This is a genomic window from Streptomyces sp. NPDC001020 (assembly GCF_053599115.1).
Map to the genome: position 1 here is coordinate 21,630 of NZ_JBSFLQ010000008.1, position 18,426 is coordinate 40,055.

Sequence of the window (18,426 nt, forward strand, 5' to 3'; positions counted from 1 at the left end):
GGCGCCCGTAAGCTGGCCCGTATGAGTGACGTACGCGGTGAGCTGTTGCAGCAGATCAAGGACAAGGCCGTGGTGCACGGCAAGGTGACCCTGTCGTCGGGCAAGGAAGCCGACTACTACATCGACCTTCGGCGCATCACCCTCGACGGCGTGGCCGCTCCTCTGGTCGGTCAGGTCATGCTCGACCTGACCGCCGACCTCGACTACGAGGCGGTGGGCGGCCTGACCCTGGGTGCCGACCCGGTGGCCACCTCGATGCTGCACGCCTCCGCGGCCCGCGGGAAGACGCTCGACGCCTTCGTCGTCCGCAAGGCCGGCAAGGCTCACGGTCTGCAGCGCCGTATCGAGGGTGCCGAGGTCAAGGGCCGCCGGGTGCTGGCCGTCGAGGACACCTCCACCACCGGCGGCTCGGTGCTGACCGCGGTCGAGGCGCTGCGGGAGGCCGGCGCCGAGGTCGTCGCGGTCGCCACGATCGTCGACCGTGCCACGGGGGCGGCCGAGGCCATCGCCGAGCAGGCCGGGGTGCCGTACGTGTACGCCTACTCGAAGGACGATCTGGGCCTGGACTGAGCGCTGCTCCGAGGGGGTGACGCGGGTTATCCACAGGCTGGACACGGCTGGCGGAGCATCCGGCCAAGTCTGGAAAGATGGGGATGACGATGACGTCGCCCCCTAGGTCAGGGCCGTAGCAGAGCAGTACGCAACCCGCACATACAAGGAGCGGACAGATGCCCATCGCAACCCCCGAGGTCTACAACGAGATGCTCGACCGGGCGAAGGCAGGCAAGTTCGCCTACCCGGCCATCAACGTGACCTCGTCCCAGACCCTGCACGCTGCCCTGCGCGGCTTCGCGGAGGCGGAGAGCGACGGCATCGTCCAGATCTCCACGGGCGGTGCCGAGTTCCTGGGCGGCCAGTACAGCAAGGACATGGTCACCGGCGCGGTGGCCCTGGCCGAGTTCGCGCACATCGTCGCCGAGAAGTACCCGGTCAACATCGCCCTGCACACGGACCACTGCCCGAAGGACAAGCTCGACGGGTACGTTCGTCCGCTGCTCGCGATCTCCGAGGAGCGCGTGGCCCGCGGTGCGAACCCGCTGTTCCAGTCCCACATGTGGGACGGCTCGGCGGAGACCCTCGCCGACAACCTGAAGATCGCCCAGGAACTGCTGGAGCGCGCCCGCGCCGCGAAGATCATCCTGGAGGTCGAGATCACCCCGACCGGCGGTGAGGAGGACGGCGTCTCCCACGAGATCAACGACTCCCTCTACACCACGGTCGAGGACGCGGTCCGCACCGCCGAGGCGCTGGGCCTGGGCGACAAGGGCCGCTACCTGCTGGCCGCGTCGTTCGGCAATGTGCACGGCGTGTACAAGCCGGGCAACGTGGTTCTGCGCCCCGACCTGCTGAAGGAGCTGAACGAGGGCGTCGCCGCCCAGTACGGCAAGCCGGCCGGCAGCCAGCCGTTCGACTTCGTCTTCCACGGCGGCTCCGGCTCCACCGAGCAGGAGATCCTGACGGCGCTGGAGAACGGCGTGGTCAAGATGAACCTCGACACCGACACCCAGTACGCCTTCACGCGCCCGGTCGCCGACCACATGTTCAAGAACTACGACGGCGTCCTGAAGGTCGACGGCGAGGTCGGCTCCAAGAAGACGTACGACCCGCGCACCTGGGGCAAGCCGGCCGAGGCGTCGATGGCGAAGCGCGTCATCGAGGCCTGCGGCAGCCTCCGGTCGGCCGGCACGAGGATGAAGTAACCGGCCGGTCCCCTCGGACAAGCGGCCGCCCGACGAGCCCGGCGCCACCGTCGCGCCGGGCCAGGGCCTCTCGTCCGACTCACGCCGGGCGGATCCGGCCTGATCCGAACACGGGATCCCGGTCGCACACCTGGCCCGGAAACGACCGACGCGCGATGATCGCACCATGGCTGTCGTCGCACGGCGGACACCCGCCGTCAGGTTCGGCTCTCCCCAGGGGAAGTGGATCCTCCTGACGACCGTGCTCGGCTCCAGCATGGTGCTGCTGGACTCCACCGTCGTCAACGTCGCCCTGCCCCACATCGGCCGTGACCTCGACGCGAGCCTCGCCGCGCTGCAGTGGACCGTCAACGCGTACCTGGTCACGCTGGCCGGGCTGCTCCTCCTCGGCGGCGCCCTCGGCGACCACTTCGGCCGCCGCAAGATCTTCGTCCTCGGCGTCGTCTGGTTCGCGGCCGCCTCACTCCTGTGCGGCTTCGCCCCCAGTACCGGCATCCTCATCGCCGCCCGCGCCCTGCAGGGCATCGGCGGCGCCCTGCTCACCCCCGGTTCGCTCGCGCTCATCCAGGCGTCCTTCCACCCCGACGACCGGGCACGGGCCGTCGGCCTCTGGTCCGGTTTCGGTGGCATCGGCGCGGCCGTCGGCCCGTTCCTCGGTGGCTGGCTGGTGGACGGCCCCGGCTGGCGCTGGGTGTTCCTGCTCAACATCCCGCTGGCGCTGCTGTGCGCCCCCATCGCGCTGCGGCACGTCCCCGAGTCCATGGGCGGCCGCACGCACGGCCGGTTCGACGTTCTCGGCGCCGCCCTGGGAGCCCTGTCCCTCGCCCTGGTGACGTACGCGCTCATCGAGGCCCGCGGCGGCTCCGCGGCCGTGGCCGTCACGGCGATCACCGGGGTGGCCGCGGGCATCGCCTTCGTCTACGTCGAGAAGCACCGCAGCGACCCGATGATGCCGCCGGACGTGTTCACGTCCCGCCAGTTCACCGCGGTCAACCTGGTGACCCTCTGCGTCTACGCGGCGTTCGGCGGCTTCTTCTTCCTCACCGCGCTCCAGCTCCAGGTGGTGGCGGGCTACTCGGCGCTCCAGGCCGGTACGGCACTGCTGCCCACGACCGTCCTGATGCTTCTCTTCTCGGCCCGCTCGGGCGCCCTCGCCGAGCGCATCGGTCCACGCGTCCCGCTCACCGTCGGCCCGCTGCTGTGCGCGGCGGGACTGCTGCTGATGCTGCGCGTGGGCAAGGGTGCCGCGTACGCCGTCGACGTCCTGCCCGCCCTGCTGGTCATGGGCGCGGGCATGGTCACCCTGGTCGCGCCGCTGACCGCCACCGTGCTCGCCTCGGTGGACACCGGGCAGGCCGGCCTGGCCAGTGGCATCAACAACGCGGCGGCCCGCGCGGCCGGCCTGGTCGCGGTGGCCGCGCTGCCGCTGCTCGCCGGAATGGGTCCGGAGGCGTACCGCTCGGCAGACGCCTTCGACGCCGCGTTCCGGCGCGCGATGCCGATCTGCGCGGCTGTCCTGGTGGCCGGGGCGGCGCTCGCCTTCGCGACCATACGCCGTCCGGCACCGGAGGGCCGACGCCCCGAATGCCGCACCCACGGCTGCGTGACGACTCCGCCGCTGGAGCCGCGCCGGGGGCCGGACGTGCCCGGCGCGGGCCCGGCCGCATGACACGCCACCGTCGGCCACGGCCCGCGGACGGTACTTCACACTGGACTCATGACCCTTCATTGACGAGCGGCGGCACATTCCTTTGAACCGGTGTGCCTGTTAGGGCCTGTATTGAGTTGCCCGCCTGCGTCGCGGCGCCTGGCACGGCCCCTCTGCCTGAACGGCGTGGGAGGTGCCCCCAGCACCAGACGCCGCGACGCCCGCCCTCCGGGCGAACGACGGGCAACTCAATACAGGCCCTAGCGCTTCAGCTCGTCGTACGCCTCGGCGCTGCTGTCCTGAAGGAACTGCCAGCAACGCTCCGTCTCGTCTTTCTCGTTGATCTCGCCGGCGGCGCGGGCGAGAGCGGCGAGGCAGCGCAGGAACCCGCGATTGGCCCGGTGGTCCCAAGGGATGGGCCCATGTCCCTTCCACCCGGCCCGGCGCAGCGCGTCCAGACCGCGGTGATAGCCGGTGCGCGCGTATGCGTACGACTCGACCACTCGCCCCGCCTCGAAGGCGTCGTCGGCGAGCATGGCCCAGGCAAGCGAGAACGTGGGGTGCTTCGCCGCGACCTCGGCCGGCGACAGGGACTCCTCGCCCAGCAGGCGGTACGCGTCTTCGTTCTCCGGGAGGTACGTCGGCTCCGGGCCGCCGAGCAGGTTCTTGTGAGTCGTCATGCCGTCAGTCTGCCACTCGGCGGATACGTCGCGGCGTACGAAGCGCAAGCACCTGGAACTCGCGGCGCAGGGCAAGCTCCCGGGTGGCCGGGCGCCCTACGGCTGGATCCGCGAGGATCGCAGGACGCTGGTACCGGAAGAGGCGGAGACCCTCCGCAAGGCCGTGAGGGACTTCCTGGGCGGCGTCCGCTGGGCGTCCAACGCGCAAGAGTGGCGTGACAAGGGCACCGCACGGGACTACGCCACAAAGTATCTGCTCTCCGGCATCGCTCGGTGTGGACGATGCGGTGCGAAGATGCGGGCCTTCCTGTCGTACCGGAAGTCGAAGACGTCATCCCAGTTCCGGTACGCGTGCCCGGGCAAGAACGACGGGGGATGCGGGGGAGTGGCCAGGGCCGGCGAACCGGTCGACCGCCTTATCAGGAACGCCGTGTTCCTCAACTAGGACAAGGCGCCGACGCATGTGCGCGAGCGCGCGCCGGAATGGACCAAGGAGGACCAACTTGCCTCTATGGAACGGGACATGGCCGAGTTCAAGCAGGCATGGCAGGAGAAGCGCATGTCGGCGGCTCGCTACATCGCGCTCACCGAGGACTTGGAGAAGCAGATAGCGGAACTGCATCGGGAGCGGAGCCTGCACCGCGCCGAGGTAGCGACCTTCGAAGTCGGCCCCATCGACATACGGGAGCGGTGGGAGAAGCTGACGATCGAGCAGCAGCGCGCTGCTGTCCTCAAGGTCTTCCGTGCCGTCATCGTCAAGCCCGCTTCGAACGGGCCGATCTTCGACCCGGCGGACATCGAGCCAGTGCTCAGGTGATGTGGAGAAGCCGGGCCCCGTTGCGGATGGGGCCCGGCTTCGTTCGTTCACGCCCGGTCTATGCCGAAGATCCGGAGCAGGTCATCGACCCACTCCTCGTCCCGTTCGGGGAGCCGAGCCTCCAGCCGGCGCCCAGTGCACGACCCCGCGTAGCCCAGGCCCGGAGCGCCGCCGCACGGCACTCCGACGCAACGGTCCAGACGGCATCGGTCGCCCCTGCCCCGCAGTCGGCACAAGCACGGCGGCGCTGATCAGCGCCAGGCGGAGAGCCTCGGCGTGAGCAGCTCCAGGGCCTCCTCCCAGCAGGAACGGTCCGCCCACCTCCCGCCTTTGGTTGGTGCGGTTCGTACGAGCCGCCGTCAGTCTCGGGTGGCCCCTTCCGGCCGGAGCAGCTTCACGGGTACGCCCTTCTGCCGTGCGTGGATGACTACATCAGCGGTGCCGCCGTAGCCACGGGCGGGTTGGCCGTCCCAGACGGCGAGGAGTTCGTGGACCTGGTCGACGAGGAGTTTGCTGCCCGCCATGTGGGCATGGGAGCCGGACGCGTCGAAGCCCCTGATCGTCGGAGCCGACCGGGCCCGCCCGTCCCAGGAAAGCCCACGGCCGGAGCCCCGCCTCGTGCCGCCCTGTGTGCACGCGTGCTCACCGAACGCATGTCTGGCATATGCGCAGTCTGTGCTCGCCGTGATCGCCGCACGGTATTCCAGGCCAATCCTGGTTCAGGAGGATGGTGAACAGGCCGCCGGGCAGCACTTTCCTCGCGGAGAACGCCCGATGGCCCGAATCCGCAACGAGGGGAGGTGAACTGACAATGAACCTGATTCGCGCCTGGAAGGACCCGGAGTACCGGGCCACTCTCGCCGACGCCCCGGCCAACCCGGCCGGTCTGGTCGAGCTGGCCGACGATCAGCTCGACGGCGTCGCCGGCGGTACCACGTGGGCCTGCGCCACCATCACCCTGACCGTCACGGTTTGCTCGCCCACCGGCACGCTTTGCGGCAGTTGCAACATGGGTACGCGCGGCTGCTGCTGAGTCGACGCCATCACATCAAGGAGTGACGTTCGTGGACGTAGTGCGCTCTTGGAAGGACGCCGAGTACCGGTTGTCCCTCGGGAGTGAGGCCCCCGCCCATCCGTCGGGCGACGGCCTCACCGCAATAACCGATGAAGAGCTGATCGAGGTCAACGGTGCGGGAACCGGTGTCCTCGGCACTCTCGGGTGCTGCTGGTGCTTGCCTTGGTACTCAGGTTGGACCGTCTGCGGTCTCGTCTGCGACCCCGGTACGCCTTGTAAGTAAGCCAGCAGCTTACCGAAGAAATGACGCGACCGGCAGGGGGTCAGTTCGGGCCTCTGCCGGTCGCGTTCCTGTCTCAGGAGGAGAGACGAGAATGCCGCTCGAAGCAACCGATCACGACACCGGCAGGCAAGGCCGGACAGGCCTCCCGTGGCACCGGGCGGCCACGCTGGGCGAGAGGGCGGGCGGACGTCCGTCGCGGACCGACGCCGTCCGTGGCGAGAAGCGCCTGGCCATGTGGAGGGAACTCGCGCCTCTCAAGGGCGATCGAGCCACCTTGGACACGCGGCTGGCTCCGCTGGGCGTCACCGCGAGCGAACTGTCCGCGCTGCTCGGTGAAACCGATGAGTCCCTCGCCTCTCGGCTGTCGGATGAACCGGAGTGGCACAAGACCTTCCTCCGCTGGTGGGCGACAGGCATGGCCGCCACCGACGCCAACCGGCGTCTCGACTCCGACATGGGTCTCCTCGAAGTGATCCGGCCCCTCGTCGAAGGCGCGGTTCACGAACTCGACGCCCTCGTCGAGGAACGGGTCGTGGCTTCGGCCGACCCCGTCATGGCCGATCTCGGTCACATACTCGACGTGGTGCGCGCGACAGCCCCGGCAGCGGACCTGCTGGGACATGTGCAGCGGACCCTGGTCCTGGAGCTGAACATCGCCCGCGTCGAGGACCGGCTGGCGGGCGAGACCCCCGAGGAGCGCTTCGCCTCCTACGTGAATCTGCTGCGCGACGAAGGCAACGCTCTCGCCATCTGGGACGAATACCCTGTCCTTGCGCGGCTCCTCGTCAACCAGCTCCGGTTCTGGATCGACACCCGTGTCGAACTGATCGAAGCGCTCGTCGCCGATCTGCCCCTCCTGCGCCAGGGCATGCTCGCCGACGTAGGCCCCGAGCGCCTCGAACGAATCGAGTTCGGCGCCGGTGACAAGCACCGCCGCGGCCGGTCGGTCGCGATCGTCACCTTCGACACGAGCGCGCTGGTGTTCAAACCCCGTTCACTGGCCATGGACGTCGCGTTCGACCGCCTTCTCGACTGGGTCAACCGGCAGAACGCTCCGCACGATCTCGCCCGCATAGGCATTCTCGACCGCGGTGAGCACGGCTGGGTGGAGCTCGTCGACACGTCGGCGACCACCGACGCCGAAGGCGGCGACCGCTACGCGTGGCGGCTGGGCGGTCTGACGGCGCTGCTGTACCTGCTGCATGCCACCGACTTCCACTTCGAAAACGTCCTCGCCGCCGGCGAGCACCCGGTCCTCATCGACCTGGAAGCACTGCTGCACAGCGACAAGACGGCTGCCGTCGTGAAGATCGACGGCGAGACGGACATCGCGGCGGTCACGCTCGCCAACTCCGTCCAGTCGGTCGGCATCCTCCCCAACCGTCTGCTCGTACGCGGTGAGGACGGGACCTTCGGGCTCGACGTCAGCGGGCTGGCCGGGCACGGCGGCCAGCTCACTCCGATGCCGGTGCCCACCTGGGAGGACAGCGGTACCGACCGGATGCGGCTGGTCAAGCGCCGCATGGAGATGGACGCCGAGCGCAATCACCCGATGACCGCCGACGGTGAACCGATCGACCTGGTCGGACGTGTCGACGAGTTCGTGGACGGGTTCACCCACGTCTACCGGCTCCTCGAAGCCGGACGCGACGAACTCCTCGGCCCGACCGGACCGATCGCGGCCTTCGGCTCCGTGAAGACCCGGCTCATCGCCCGCCCCACCCACATCTATGGCCGCCTGCTGCTGGAGAGCACCCACCCGGACTTCCTGCGCGACGGACTCGAGCACGCGCGGTCGCTGGCCCGACTGGCCGGTGGCCACACCGAGATGCCGGAATCCCGCAATGCGATGGTCCTGGACGAGATCGCCGAACTGTCGCTCGGGGACATTCCCATGTTCACCGTCGACGCCGACACGGGCGCCCTGCGCGGCGGCCTCGACGGCGCACGGATCGGCACGCGTACCCCGGCACCACTGACCGCCGTGCACGAGCGTCTCATGATGCTCGGCGACGACGATCTCGCCTTCCAGGAACGCGTCATCCGCTCCAGCGTCGCCGCCACCGTCATGGGCGACGACGAAGCGCGCTGGCCCAACTGGCAGCGTTCCCGGAAGACGAGCGCGGCGGACTCCGGGGACTTCGCCGAGGAGGCCCTGCGCATCGCGCGCCGGCTCTCGCACCTGTGCGTCCGCGACGAGCACGGACTGGGCTGGATCGGCCTCGACCTGGTGGACGAGAAGTATTGGCAGTACGCCCCCGCACCCATCGGCCTGTACACCGGCACGGCCGGCATCGCACACGCGCTGGACGCGGTCGCGGCCGTGACCGGCGACGCGGAGATCGGTGATCTGGCGCGGGCCGCTTTCGACCAGGTCGCCAAGCGCTCCCTCCTCGTTGCCGAGACACTGGCCGGACTGGAGAAGAAACCCGGTCCCGCCGAGCTCGGTATCGGCGCCTTCGGCCCCTTCGGCGGAGCGGTGTACGCCCTCGCGCACGCAGCCGTCCGTCACGGTCGCCAGGACTACGGCGAAGCTGCCGCCGCACTGCTGCCCGCCATCGCCGAACTCGTCGACGACGAACCTCTGCTGGACGTGGTGTCCGGATCGGCAGGGGCGATCCTGTCCCTTCTGTCGCTGGAATCCGCCGCGCCCGGATGCGGTGCCGTCGAGCTCGCGGTGCACTGCGCCGACCGGCTCCTCACCACCCGGCGGGAGACCGGTGACGGCTGGGGCTGGATCACCCCGATCAACCCCGAGGCGCCACTGGCCGGGTTCTCCCACGGCGCGTCCGGCGTCGCGTACGCGCTCGCACGGCTCCATCAGGTGGCCCCCCGCCCGGAGTACGCGCAGGCCGTACACCACGCGCTGCGTTACGAGTCGACCGTCTACGATCCCGGTCTGCGGACCTGGCGCGACCTGCGTCCGGCCAACCTCGGCGGCCGGACGGTCATGAACGCCTGGTGCCACGGTGCCCCGGGCATCGCGATGGCGCGTACTGAATTCCAGCGGATGGGGATCGTGCCGGAGCTGGCCGACATGATCGAACACGACAGGCACAGGGCCGTACTCGCGTCCATCTCCACCGGACTCGACCTCAACCCGGTGTCCGGGCTGGGCAACCACAGCCTGTGCCACGGCGACGTCGGCAACCTCCTCATCATCGAGGCGAGCTGCAACCCGGACACGGAGCCGGAGGTCGCCGCACTGGTGCCCCCGGTATGGAACACGCTGCTGCACGAGGGCCGTGAGAACGGATGGCTCTGCGGTGTCCCGAACGGTGTGGAGACCCCCGGACTGATGACCGGACTCGCCGGTATCGCCTGGGGCCTGGCACGCAAGGCCGCCCCCGCGCAGGTGCCGGACCTGCTGACGCTGACCGGTCCGACGGGGGAGGAACGGGCACGTTGAACGCCAAGACCACGGCACCCGCCGAATCGGACGGTGCCCTCGCGGAGGGCGTCTACCGCCCGAGCATGGTCGCCGCCTACCGGGCCAACCCGCGCGGTCCGGTCCGAACCGGCTTCGACGTCGAACGAATGACGCCGCGCTGGCGGTGGGCGCTGATCGGTGCACTGATCATCGCCGCCACCGTGCTGGCGGGACTGCTCGTGAGGGTTCCGGTCGGTCCGACCGGGGCCCTTGCCGGGACCGGCAAGGACAACGCCGTCCTCGCATTCCCGAAGTTCACGCCTCCGGCGAAGGGCACCGATGTCGTCCTGCGCCTGGGCGAGAACCGGACGGTGACCGCGCGCGTCAAGGACTTCCAGCCCGGCCAGGGAGGCACCCAGATCACCATGCTGCTCGTCGAACTGCCCACCGGAGAAAGCCTCGACGATGCGAAGGACGGTACGCAGGTGGTCATCGATCAGGGCACCAGACCGCTGCTGCTCGACATCCTGGACGGAGGCGGGGAAAAGTGAGGTTCGGACGCCGCCGGGTTCCCGTGCGCCTGCAGTCCACTTCGGTCGAATGCGGTGTCGCTGCTCTGGCGATGGTGCTCGCCCACCACGGCAGACACACCACGGTCGCCGAACTGCGCGACCGCATGGTCCTGGCCCGCGACGGGGCCAGCGCCGCATCCATTGCCCGGCACGCGCGCGAACTCGGCATGAAGGTCAAGGCCTTCCGCGCCGAACCGCACGCTCTCACCGGACTGTCGATGCCACTGATCGCGCACTGGGGGATGAACCACTTCGTGGTGATCGAGCGCATCACCCGCAGCGGCGCCGACATCGTCGACCCCGCATCCGGACGGCGCCGCATCACCCATGCGGAGTTCGACGCGTCGTTCACCGGTGTGGCTCTGGAACTGGAGCCGACCGACGCGCTCGAGCGACGCACCGGGGGCGAGGCGGGACTGTGGTCCTTCGTCAGTCCGTTCCTTCCTCGTTCGATCAGCGTCTTGTCGGCCATTGTCGGGGCCTCGGTCCTCCTGACCGTGTTCGGGCTTCTCCCGGCCTTCCTGACCGCCTACGTCGTCGATCGCGTGCTGCCCGGCCGCCAGGAGAACGTCCTTCTGAGCCTGGTGGCCGGCCTCGCCGCCTACACCGTGAGCCACGCGATGATGACGCTGGCGCGGGCCGAGCTGCTGCTGTGGCTCCAGACCCGCATGGACTGGTCGATGATGGGCTCGTTCCTCAGACACCTGATGTCGCTGCCGTACCAGTTCTTCCAACTACGCACCGGTGGCGACCTCCTCGTCCGCGTTTCGAGCATGGCCTATGTACGTGACGCGGTATCCAGCCAACTGCTCGCCGTCTTCCTCGACGTGGCTATGCTGGGCATCTACCTCGTGGTGATCGGATTCAAGTCGCTGCTGTTCGTCGCCGCGATCCTGGCCATCGCCACCATCCAGCTCGCTGTCATGTTCTTCTCGGCGCCGGCCGCACAGCGGCTGACCGAGCGCGAACTCCAATCACTCGGCGAGGCACAGAGCACCCTCCTGGAAGCGGTGACCAGTGCCGAGACGGTGAAGTCCTCCGGAGCCGAACACGTCGTCGTTCAGCGCTGGTCGGAGAAGTTCACCGAGCAGCTGGCCTCATCGATACGCAGAAGCAGGCTCGACAACGCGATCGACAGCGTCCTGGGCATGCTGGGAACAGCGTCACCCCTGCTGATGCTCGTCCTCGGTGCCTCGCTCGTGTTCAGCGACAACCTCTCCCTCGGCGAGATGCTCGCCCTGATCGCCCTCTCCGGCGCAGCGCTGTCCCCGGTGGCGCAACTGGGCCGCAGCATCAAGACGTTCCAGACCATCCGGGTCCACCTCGACCGGCTGCGCGACGTACTCAACGAGCCGTCCGAGACCGTCGGCCAGGGGGACAAGAAGGTCGCCCTGGACGAGCCGATCAAGCTGACGGACGTCAGTTTCCGGTATTCCGGGGACGGCCCGGAGGCTCTTTCGGACATCTCGCTCACGGTCAATCCGGGCGAGAAGATCGCCATCGTCGGCAGCAGCGGCTCGGGGAAGTCCACCCTGGCGCGCCTCATCCTCGGCCTCTACGACCCCACCGACGGGGAGATCACCTACGGCGAGACGCCTCTGATCGACATCGACCTGGGGCATCTGCGGCGCCAGTGCGGTGTGGTCACCCAGGACGCCGACATCTTCAGCGGTTCGGTGCTGAGCAACATCGCACTGGTGAAACCCGAGGCGAACCTGGACGACGTCGTCGCCGCCGCCCGTCTCGCGGCCGTCCACGACGACATCACGCGCATGCCGATGGGCTACGAGACGATCCTCGGAGAGGGCGGCAGCGGACTGTCCGGCGGTCAGCGGCAGAGGATCGCCCTGGCCCGTGCCGTCGTGCACCGGCCACGCGTCCTCCTCCTCGACGAGGCCAGCAGCCATCTGGACGCCACGACCGAGGCGATCGTGCACGAGAACCTCTCGGAGCTCGACTGCACCCGCATCGTCATCGCGCACCGTCTGAGCACGGTCCGGGACGCCGATCGCATCCTCGTCCTCGACCGGGGCCGGATCGTCGAGAACGGACGGCACGAGGAACTGATCGCGCTCGGCGGGGCATACGCCGCACTGGTCGACCAGCAGCTCGTACATGACTGATCCGGCGCAAGCGGTGCGACCGCGCGGGTACGTCATGCTCAAGGGGTGATACCAATGACTCGCCTCCGGACGGAACGTACGGCGCGGCTGCGCAACCTGGCCGTGCTGGAACTTGCGAACACCGTCTGGATCGGCTGGGTGGTGTTCGTGAAGCTGGACGCCCCGATGAGCGCGGCGAACGTCGTCGGGTACGGGCTGGCGGCCGCGCACCTGGTCATCGGCGCGATGTACTGGGCCGCGAAGCTGCGCCAGCTCGGCGCGGGGCTGCCCCGGCCACCCCTGATGGGGGTGTTCCGGCGGCTGCGGCCAGTGTGCGCGACGGGCCTGGGCGCAGGTCTCGTGGTGGTCGCGGCGGCCCTTGCGCGTGGGCAGGGAGGAATCGACGTGGTGCCGGGGACGGTCCTGTACGGGCTGGCCGCGGCCGAGTACGTCAACTACTTCCAGTGGCAGCTGATGCACGACACCCGTGCCGACTGGCGCAGGCTCCTGCGCACCCGGCGACTGCACCGGTCGCACCTCTACAAGGACATACGCATGCACGGGAAGCCGTAGACGGCCCGGTAGCCGACTGCGGACGGCCGGCACGGGGCGCGGTTCGCTTCGCGCCGGCCCGGGCCGAAAGACAAGGAAAGGACCACTTCCATGGCGGGAGAGGGGCCGAACAGCGAGTCGGGAGTGATCGAGGTCAAGGGCCTGACGAAGCGATACCGGGATGTGGTGGTCGTCGACGACCTGTCCTTCACGGTCGCCCCGCGGCGCGTGACCGGCTTCCTCGGACCCAACGGCGCGGGCAAGACGACCACGCTTCGCATGCTGCTCAACCTGGCGGCCCCCAGCGCCGGCACCGCCACCATCAGCGGATGCCGGCACGAGGAACTGGCGGAACCGCTGAAGACGGTCGGTGCGATGCTCGACGATTCAGGAGCGCACAAGGGCCGCACCGGCCGTGACCATCTGCGTGTCCAGTGCGCGGCGGCCGGACTGCCCGCGCGCAGGGCCGACGAGGTGCTCGACCTCGTCGGGCTGACACCGGCCGCCCGGCGACGGTACGGAGAGTACTCGCTCGGTATGCGGCAACGGCTCAATCTTGCGCAGGCGTTGCTAGGCGACCCGGCCGTACTCGTCCTCGACGAACCGGCCAACGGGCTGGACCCCGAAGGGATCGCATGGATGCGCGAACTCCTGCGGAACTTCGCCGCCAAGGGGCGCACCGTGCTCGTCTCCAGTCACCTCATTTCCGAGGTCGAGCAGACCGCCGACGACCTGGTGATCATCAACCGGGGAAGGCTGGTGGCGCAGGGCGCGACCCGAGAGGTCGTCAGCGGACTGAGCAGGGCGCTCCGCGTACGGGTCCGCGTCTCGCGCACCGAGGACCTGGAGACGGCGCTCACCTCCGCGGGCGCGACCGTCACCGCCGGTACTCCCGGCGACGAAGAGGTGCTGCTGGTGTCCGGCCTCGATACGGCCGTGGTGTCCTCGCTCGCCGCTGTCCACGGCGGAGAACTGTACGAACTGGCCGAGGAGAGACGCGATCTGGAAGACGCGTTTCTGCACCTCACGGGCGGAGAGGGGACGAGCCGATGACCGGTCTGATCAGAAGCGAGCTGCTGAAACTACGGACCGTGCGCACCTGGTGGATCGCCGGCGCCGGCATGGCCGGGACGACGCTTCTGATGGCGTTGTGGTACTGCTGGCAGGCCACCAACTTCATGCAGCCCTTCGACGACTACCTGGCGGGCGCCATCCTGACGCCCCGTCAGGACATGTCGGCGGAGCAGGTCGCCACCATGCATCGGCTCTGGGAGACGCAGAGCGATGTCGGCCATATCGCCGCGACCCTGTACACGTCCGGACAGGCGCTGGGCCTGCTCCTGGCCGGGGTGCTCGCCGTCCTGCTGGTGACCGACGAGTACCAGCACCGCACCTTGACCGCCACGTTCCTTGCCACCCCGCGCCGTAGCCGCGTCATTGCGGCCAAGCTGGCGGTCGTGGTCATCGCCTCCGCCGGACTGTGGCTGGTGTCCACCGTCGTCGATCTCGTGGTCGGAACCGTCTTCCTGACGTCCCACGACGTCGGGCTCCAGCTCGGCAGTCCCGACGTGGTGACCGCGATACTGCTGAACCTGGCCGCGTACGTCGTCTGGGGTGTGTTCGGATTCGGCCTCGGCGTGCTCCTCCGCAACCAGGTGATCGCCACCGTCACCGCGACGGCGCTGTACTTTCTCACCTCGGTCGTGGTCGCCTTCGCCTTCCAGGCCGTGCATGAACTCGTCATCGAAGAGGACTGGGTACTGAAGGCCCAGGTGATCATTCCCGGTGTGGCCTCCCAGATCATGACCACCCCCGGTGAACTCTTCGCCGGTGCCCCCGCGCAGTGGACCGGCGCAGCGGTCCTGGTCGCGTACGGCCTGACCGCCGGCCTTGTGGGAACTGTCCTCCTGCGCAGACGGGATGTGGTGTGAGGGCGTCGACTTGGCGCTCCCGCCATGCCGGACGCTCAGCCTCCCCGGATGAACGGGGAGGCTGAGCGTCCGTTCAGGACGGGCGCGAGCCGTTCTCCACTCCGGGGAACTGTACGGATTCCGCGACGAGCCGCCAGGCCTTGCGGCTGTCCCAGGTCAGCGCCGCGGCCCTCATCGCCTCGATGCCCGGGGGCAGATCGAGGCCCAGGTCGTCGGCGAACAGGGTCTGACAGCGCTTGATCACATCCAATGCGCTCGATGCGTCGCCCTTGATACAGTGCACTGCGGCAAGCAGTTCCCAGAAGCGCTGACGGTAGGGCGCTTCGGCGATCACGCTCTCGATCTGATAGCCGAGCACAGCCGTGTGGTCAGCAAGGATGCAGGCGGTGAACAGGTCCTGGTACGCGTCGAAGCGAGCGTTGTTGAGCCCGGCGACGTGCGCGCTGAACCAGCGTGTCGGCGGCAGGTCCTGACCGAACGGCCCACGCCACAGCGTGATGGCTTCCCTCAGTGCCGCGATGGCCGCGTCGAGGTCGCCGCACAGGAGATGGGTCCGGCCGATACGTGCCGTCTCCGTAAACCTGGTCAGGTCGAGCTCCTGCGGCTCGATGTGGAGCCGGTACCTGGAATGGCCTCCCCGATAGGTGTGCAGCCTTCCGCTGAGCCCCCGCTGGGTCCCGTCGAGGTCGCGTCGCAGGCCCGTGAGATGGCTGCGGATGTTCGCCGTGGCAGAAGCCGGGGGATCGTCCCACAGCAGCTCGGCGAACTCGGGAATGGTGATCGGCCGCCCGGTCCGGAGCAGGAGAGCCGTGAGGACGGCGCGCCGGACGGGCGAGATCACCCGGGTGTCGCCCTGGACGAGTAACGGACCGAGAATGCTGAAGCGCACACCGCATATCTCACCAGACTGCATGACGGTCCACCCAGCCTGACGAACCCGACGACGGCGCTGCGGCAGACGACACGACAGAGCGTGGATCGCTCTGCCGAAGGACGGTCAGCAACCCCGGTCCATGGTGCTGGCGGTACAGCCGGGGTGGGTTCCGGTCACAGGACCTGCTGGTGCCCCGACACCTGGTACAGTGGAGCTTTCTGCTGCGGCTCTCGTGCTGTGGACCGTCATCATTGTTCTCCTCCTGCTCAGTTAGGGCAGGGGTGAGCGCATTGACCCATGCCTACATTGCTCGTGTCCCCACGTGGAATGATCTCCAATCATGCCACGAGGGACCGAAGTCAGCCATGGTTCTGCGCAACCGGTGTGAGCAGCCTGTGTGAGTGCTGTGATGGGTGACCTTCTTTGTGCCCCAGTTATCGGTGCGATGTGGTCCGTTCAGCTCAGCGAACCACGGGCCGAGGCCGGGACCCTTAAAGGTCTTCAGCCCAACCGGCGACGGCGCCGACGGCCTGCCGCCGGTCCTCGTCCAGCTGCCAGTGACCGCCCGATTCCAACTGCTTGCGGACCGGTCCGCCGGGGTACGGCAGCAAAAACCCTGATGTGGCCATCGTGGGTGCCTGGGCGGAGAAGCAGCTGGGGGCCCTGGGCGCCCCCACTCGGACGTGCTCACCCACCTCCGGACGGCCGCCGACCCGGCCTGGCGGCGCTCGCCACCGTCCTCGCCGACGCCGACGCCGACGCCGACGCCGACGCCGACGTCCGCGGCCTTGTGAGGCGAATGAAACCGGTCTGTGGAGTGAGTGCAACCGGTTTGTGGAGCGACTGTAACCGGCCAACCTCGGGAATCCGAGGTGGCTGGTTCGCCCCTTTTTAGGTTGATGGAATCAGGCGGTCCGTTCGGGGTGTTGTATTCCGCTTGCCACATTTTTCAGCAGATCAGGTTCTATATCGGAGGACTGAAATGCGCTCCCGGCGGCGGGCCGGAGCGGGTGGGTGGGGCGGAGTGCGGGCCGTAGGGCGTGTCGCACCTGCGTGTTCGTGGCGAGGTGGTGGCGCCTGGGCTACCGGTGGGTATGCGCACACGCGTCATGGCTGATCACTTTGCGTCATTCGCGATCAACTTCGTTGCCTCCCGCTTCGGGGCCACTTACGTTCTCTTTCCGCACCGGTCGATCATGGCCGCGAGGTCGCTCGACTGTGCAACGCCCGTGGAATCAACGGGTGTTGAGTACTCAGCACCTTCGGAAGGGAACTTCATGCGCATCAGAAACCTGGCCATCGCCGGGACCCTGGCCCTCGCGGGCCTCGGCACCGGTCTCGCCACGGCGGGCACCGCCAGCGCCGCCGGGGACGTCTGCTCCAGCGGTAACGCGTGCCTGTACTACAACAGCGACTACAAGGGCGCGTTCTACAAGCAGTACGCCGCCATCTCCAACTACGCCGGCTTCTACTTCAGCGCCAGCGCCGCAGGTAGCAACGGTGCCGGTCTGTCCGTCAAGAACAACACCGCGTCGGTGGACAACTGGGACTTCAACTACGGCATCCGCGTGTACTACAACAGCAACTACGCGGGCGCTTCCCAGTCCATCGGCGCAGGCGGCGCGGCCAACCTGAACAGCACGCTCAAGAACAACAACGCGTCCGGCAAGTTCTACTAGGCCGACGCCTGTAGTTCCCCACTGAGCCGTTCATCCGCGTTCCTGCGGACGGCGAGAAAAAGGGGTGTGCTGCCCAATGCAGCTGGGCAGCACACCCGTCCCGCAGTGTAGCGACGACCACCTCAACGTCACCTCAAGGATGAGCATCAGCATGCGCAGGCGCCTTCTCCCCCCGTCCCTCGCCGTGCTCGGCAGTGCCGTCGCCCTGGCAGCCATGGTCGGCTGCAGCTCCTCGTCCGGCTCGGACGACTCCGGCGGTACGGGCAAGGCCGGGTCGGCCCCGAAGGTCGCCTCCACGCCGAAGCTCACTTCGACGACGGACCAGTCGCTGCCCATCGAGGCGTACCTGCTCAGCACGGACCAGCAGAAACAGATGAACGATGCCGCCGTGGTGCTGCGCCGCAAGTGCATGCAGCGGTTCGGCCTCACCTACCAGTACCAGCCCATACAGGGGAAGTTCGAGCCCAAGAGCATTACGCAGTTCCGGTACGGCGTCACCGACGCCGACGAGGTTGCCGTGCACGGCTACAAGCCCGCCGGCTCCGAGAAGCCGGTGGTCAAGCCCCCACCGCAGAAGGAGTCCCCGGCGGCGACCATGGTGCTCACCGGGACCACCGACCCCAAGGTGAAGCCGGGCTCGGCGGCGGCCAAGGGTGGCCAGGACTACAACGGGCAGAAGGTCCCGGCGGGCGGTTGCCTCGGCGAGGCCAACCGGAAGCTGGGTGCCTCCGGACCGAGCGGCTACAGCGACGCGGAGATCGCGGTGAAGGTCAACGTCGAAAGCTTCGACAAGTCGTACACGGACTCGCGAGTGCGCGCGGTGTTCGCCAAGTGGTCGCAGTGCATGAAGGAGAAGGGCTACACGTACGCCGACCCGATGAAGGCCGGCGACGACCCCGAGTGGGCGAAGACTGTCACGGCCACCCCGCGCGAGCAGCAGGTCGCCTCGGCCGACGTCGCCTGTAAGCACAAGTACAACGTCCTGGGCGTCTGGTATTCGGTCGACGTCGCCTACCAGAAGCAGATGATCGAGCAGAACGCCGAGGCTCTGGCCGAGGTCAAGAAGACGGTCGAGAAGCAGCTGAAGCTGGCGGCTGAAGTTTCGTAACGCATCGGGGCTCTCAACGCGTCCAAGAACCAAAA

The 18,426-nt window shown here is 68.4% G+C and carries 18 protein-coding genes and 1 pseudogene; 15 read left to right on the forward strand and 4 right to left on the reverse strand.

The annotated features are described in order from the left end of the window. Window positions 1-21 precede the first annotated feature (21 nt). From pyrE to ACWDEX_RS09400, 3 genes are all read left to right on the forward strand, one after another. Window positions 22-570: an orotate phosphoribosyltransferase gene (gene pyrE / locus ACWDEX_RS09390; RefSeq protein ID WP_450462669.1), complete on the forward strand. Its 549-nt coding sequence runs from the start codon at window positions 22-24 to the stop codon at window positions 568-570. A gap of 158 nt (window positions 571-728) precedes the next feature. Then, the gene (gene fbaA / locus ACWDEX_RS09395) at window positions 729-1,760 is read left to right on the forward strand and encodes a class II fructose-bisphosphate aldolase (protein WP_450462670.1); all 1,032 of its coding nucleotides are present in this window, start codon (window positions 729-731) and stop codon (window positions 1,758-1,760) included. Window positions 1,761-1,926: 166 nt separating this feature from the next. Then, window positions 1,927-3,429, forward strand: a complete 1,503-nt coding sequence (locus ACWDEX_RS09400) for an MFS transporter (protein WP_450462671.1) — start codon at window positions 1,927-1,929, stop codon at window positions 3,427-3,429. A 239-nt stretch (window positions 3,430-3,668) separates the two neighbouring features. Here the strand turns inward: ACWDEX_RS09400 and ACWDEX_RS09405 are convergent, their stop codons facing one another. Further along, window positions 3,669-4,088, reverse strand: coding sequence for a DUF3151 domain-containing protein (locus ACWDEX_RS09405; RefSeq protein ID WP_450462672.1), 420 nt, complete (start codon window positions 4,086-4,088; stop codon window positions 3,669-3,671). Between ACWDEX_RS09405 and ACWDEX_RS09410 the strand changes: the two genes are divergently transcribed. After that, entirely contained in the window at window positions 4,087-4,533 is a 447-nt protein-coding gene (locus ACWDEX_RS09410; protein WP_450462673.1) for a recombinase zinc beta ribbon domain-containing protein, read from the forward strand. The genes ACWDEX_RS09405 and ACWDEX_RS09410 overlap by 2 nt on opposite strands. Window positions 4,534-4,611: 78 nt before the next feature. Continuing rightward, a complete protein-coding gene (locus ACWDEX_RS09415; protein WP_450462674.1) occupies window positions 4,612-4,905 on the forward strand; it encodes a hypothetical protein in 294 nt (97 codons plus the stop codon). 359 nt (window positions 4,906-5,264) lie between these two features. Here ACWDEX_RS09415 and ACWDEX_RS09420 read toward each other — a convergent pair. Then, a pseudogene (locus ACWDEX_RS09420) lies at window positions 5,265-5,459 on the reverse strand (hypothetical protein); the annotation flags it as partial. Between the two features lie 257 nt (window positions 5,460-5,716). Here ACWDEX_RS09420 and ACWDEX_RS09425 point away from each other — a divergent pair. From ACWDEX_RS09425 to ACWDEX_RS09460, 8 genes are all read left to right on the forward strand, one after another. Continuing rightward, window positions 5,717-5,938 (forward strand): mersacidin/lichenicidin family type 2 lantibiotic, encoded by a 222-nt coding sequence (locus tag ACWDEX_RS09425; protein WP_189542286.1) that lies wholly within the window; start codon window positions 5,717-5,719, stop codon window positions 5,936-5,938. A 40-nt stretch (window positions 5,939-5,978) separates the two neighbouring features. Further along, window positions 5,979-6,203 (forward strand): mersacidin/lichenicidin family type 2 lantibiotic, encoded by a 225-nt coding sequence (locus ACWDEX_RS09430; protein ID WP_450462866.1) that lies wholly within the window; start codon window positions 5,979-5,981, stop codon window positions 6,201-6,203. Window positions 6,204-6,294: 91 nt separating this feature from the next. Continuing rightward, window positions 6,295-9,612 (forward strand): type 2 lanthipeptide synthetase LanM family protein, encoded by a 3,318-nt coding sequence (locus ACWDEX_RS09435; RefSeq protein WP_450462675.1) that lies wholly within the window; start codon window positions 6,295-6,297, stop codon window positions 9,610-9,612. Beyond that, a complete protein-coding gene (locus ACWDEX_RS09440) occupies window positions 9,609-10,124 on the forward strand; it encodes a hypothetical protein (protein ID WP_450462676.1) in 516 nt (171 codons plus the stop codon). The genes ACWDEX_RS09435 and ACWDEX_RS09440 overlap by 4 nt, the downstream gene beginning before the upstream one ends. Next, window positions 10,121-12,268 (forward strand): peptidase domain-containing ABC transporter, encoded by a 2,148-nt coding sequence (locus ACWDEX_RS09445; RefSeq protein ID WP_450462677.1) that lies wholly within the window; start codon window positions 10,121-10,123, stop codon window positions 12,266-12,268. The genes ACWDEX_RS09440 and ACWDEX_RS09445 overlap by 4 nt, the downstream gene beginning before the upstream one ends. Before the next feature lie 54 nt (window positions 12,269-12,322). Beyond that, window positions 12,323-12,820, forward strand: coding sequence for a multidrug transporter (locus ACWDEX_RS09450; RefSeq protein WP_450462678.1), 498 nt, complete (start codon window positions 12,323-12,325; stop codon window positions 12,818-12,820). Window positions 12,821-12,910: 90 nt separating this feature from the next. Continuing rightward, window positions 12,911-13,852: an ABC transporter ATP-binding protein gene (locus ACWDEX_RS09455; RefSeq protein WP_450462679.1), complete on the forward strand. Its 942-nt coding sequence runs from the start codon at window positions 12,911-12,913 to the stop codon at window positions 13,850-13,852. Then, window positions 13,849-14,730, forward strand: a complete 882-nt coding sequence (locus ACWDEX_RS09460; RefSeq protein WP_450462680.1) for an ABC transporter permease subunit — start codon at window positions 13,849-13,851, stop codon at window positions 14,728-14,730. Before ACWDEX_RS09455 ends, ACWDEX_RS09460 begins: the two co-directional genes overlap by 4 nt. Window positions 14,731-14,803: 73 nt before the next feature. Here the strand turns inward: ACWDEX_RS09460 and ACWDEX_RS09465 are convergent, their stop codons facing one another. Then, entirely contained in the window at window positions 14,804-15,619 is an 816-nt protein-coding gene (locus tag ACWDEX_RS09465; RefSeq protein WP_450462681.1) for an AfsR/SARP family transcriptional regulator, read from the reverse strand. A gap of 476 nt (window positions 15,620-16,095) precedes the next feature. Next, window positions 16,096-16,233: a hypothetical protein gene (locus tag ACWDEX_RS09470; RefSeq protein ID WP_450462682.1), complete on the reverse strand. Its 138-nt coding sequence runs from the start codon at window positions 16,231-16,233 to the stop codon at window positions 16,096-16,098. Window positions 16,234-16,881: 648 nt separating this feature from the next. Here ACWDEX_RS09470 and ACWDEX_RS09475 point away from each other — a divergent pair. Both ACWDEX_RS09475 and ACWDEX_RS09480 read left to right on the forward strand, forming a co-directional pair. Next, complete coding sequence (locus ACWDEX_RS09475) at window positions 16,882-17,283, forward strand: peptidase inhibitor family I36 protein (protein ID WP_450462683.1); 402 nt, start codon at window positions 16,882-16,884, stop codon at window positions 17,281-17,283. 151 nt (window positions 17,284-17,434) lie between these two features. After that, window positions 17,435-18,391, forward strand: a complete 957-nt coding sequence (locus ACWDEX_RS09480; protein WP_450462684.1) for a hypothetical protein — start codon at window positions 17,435-17,437, stop codon at window positions 18,389-18,391. Window positions 18,392-18,426 lie beyond the last annotated feature (35 nt).

Coding starts and splice junctions, on each gene's coding strand:
- ACWDEX_RS09455 (WP_450462679.1), top strand. CDS start 12,911: ATGGCGGGAGAGGGGCCGAACAGCGAGTCGGGAGTGATCGAGGTCAAG.
- ACWDEX_RS09415 (WP_450462674.1), top strand. CDS start 4,612: ATGGCCGAGTTCAAGCAGGCATGGCAGGAGAAGCGCATGTCGGCGGCT.
- ACWDEX_RS09405 (WP_450462672.1), bottom strand. CDS start 4,088: ATGACGACTCACAAGAACCTGCTCGGCGGCCCGGAGCCGACGTACCTC.
- pyrE (WP_450462669.1), top strand. CDS start 22: ATGAGTGACGTACGCGGTGAGCTGTTGCAGCAGATCAAGGACAAGGCC.
- fbaA (WP_450462670.1), top strand. CDS start 729: ATGCCCATCGCAACCCCCGAGGTCTACAACGAGATGCTCGACCGGGCG.
- ACWDEX_RS09400 (WP_450462671.1), top strand. CDS start 1,927: ATGGCTGTCGTCGCACGGCGGACACCCGCCGTCAGGTTCGGCTCTCCC.
- ACWDEX_RS09410 (WP_450462673.1), top strand. CDS start 4,087: ATGCCGTCAGTCTGCCACTCGGCGGATACGTCGCGGCGTACGAAGCGC.
- ACWDEX_RS09470 (WP_450462682.1), bottom strand. CDS start 16,233: ATGGCCACATCAGGGTTTTTGCTGCCGTACCCCGGCGGACCGGTCCGC.
- ACWDEX_RS09450 (WP_450462678.1), top strand. CDS start 12,323: ATGACTCGCCTCCGGACGGAACGTACGGCGCGGCTGCGCAACCTGGCC.
- ACWDEX_RS09480 (WP_450462684.1), top strand. CDS start 17,435: ATGCGCAGGCGCCTTCTCCCCCCGTCCCTCGCCGTGCTCGGCAGTGCC.
- ACWDEX_RS09475 (WP_450462683.1), top strand. CDS start 16,882: ATGCGCATCAGAAACCTGGCCATCGCCGGGACCCTGGCCCTCGCGGGC.
- ACWDEX_RS09425 (WP_189542286.1), top strand. CDS start 5,717: ATGAACCTGATTCGCGCCTGGAAGGACCCGGAGTACCGGGCCACTCTC.
- ACWDEX_RS09460 (WP_450462680.1), top strand. CDS start 13,849: ATGACCGGTCTGATCAGAAGCGAGCTGCTGAAACTACGGACCGTGCGC.
- ACWDEX_RS09435 (WP_450462675.1), top strand. CDS start 6,295: ATGCCGCTCGAAGCAACCGATCACGACACCGGCAGGCAAGGCCGGACA.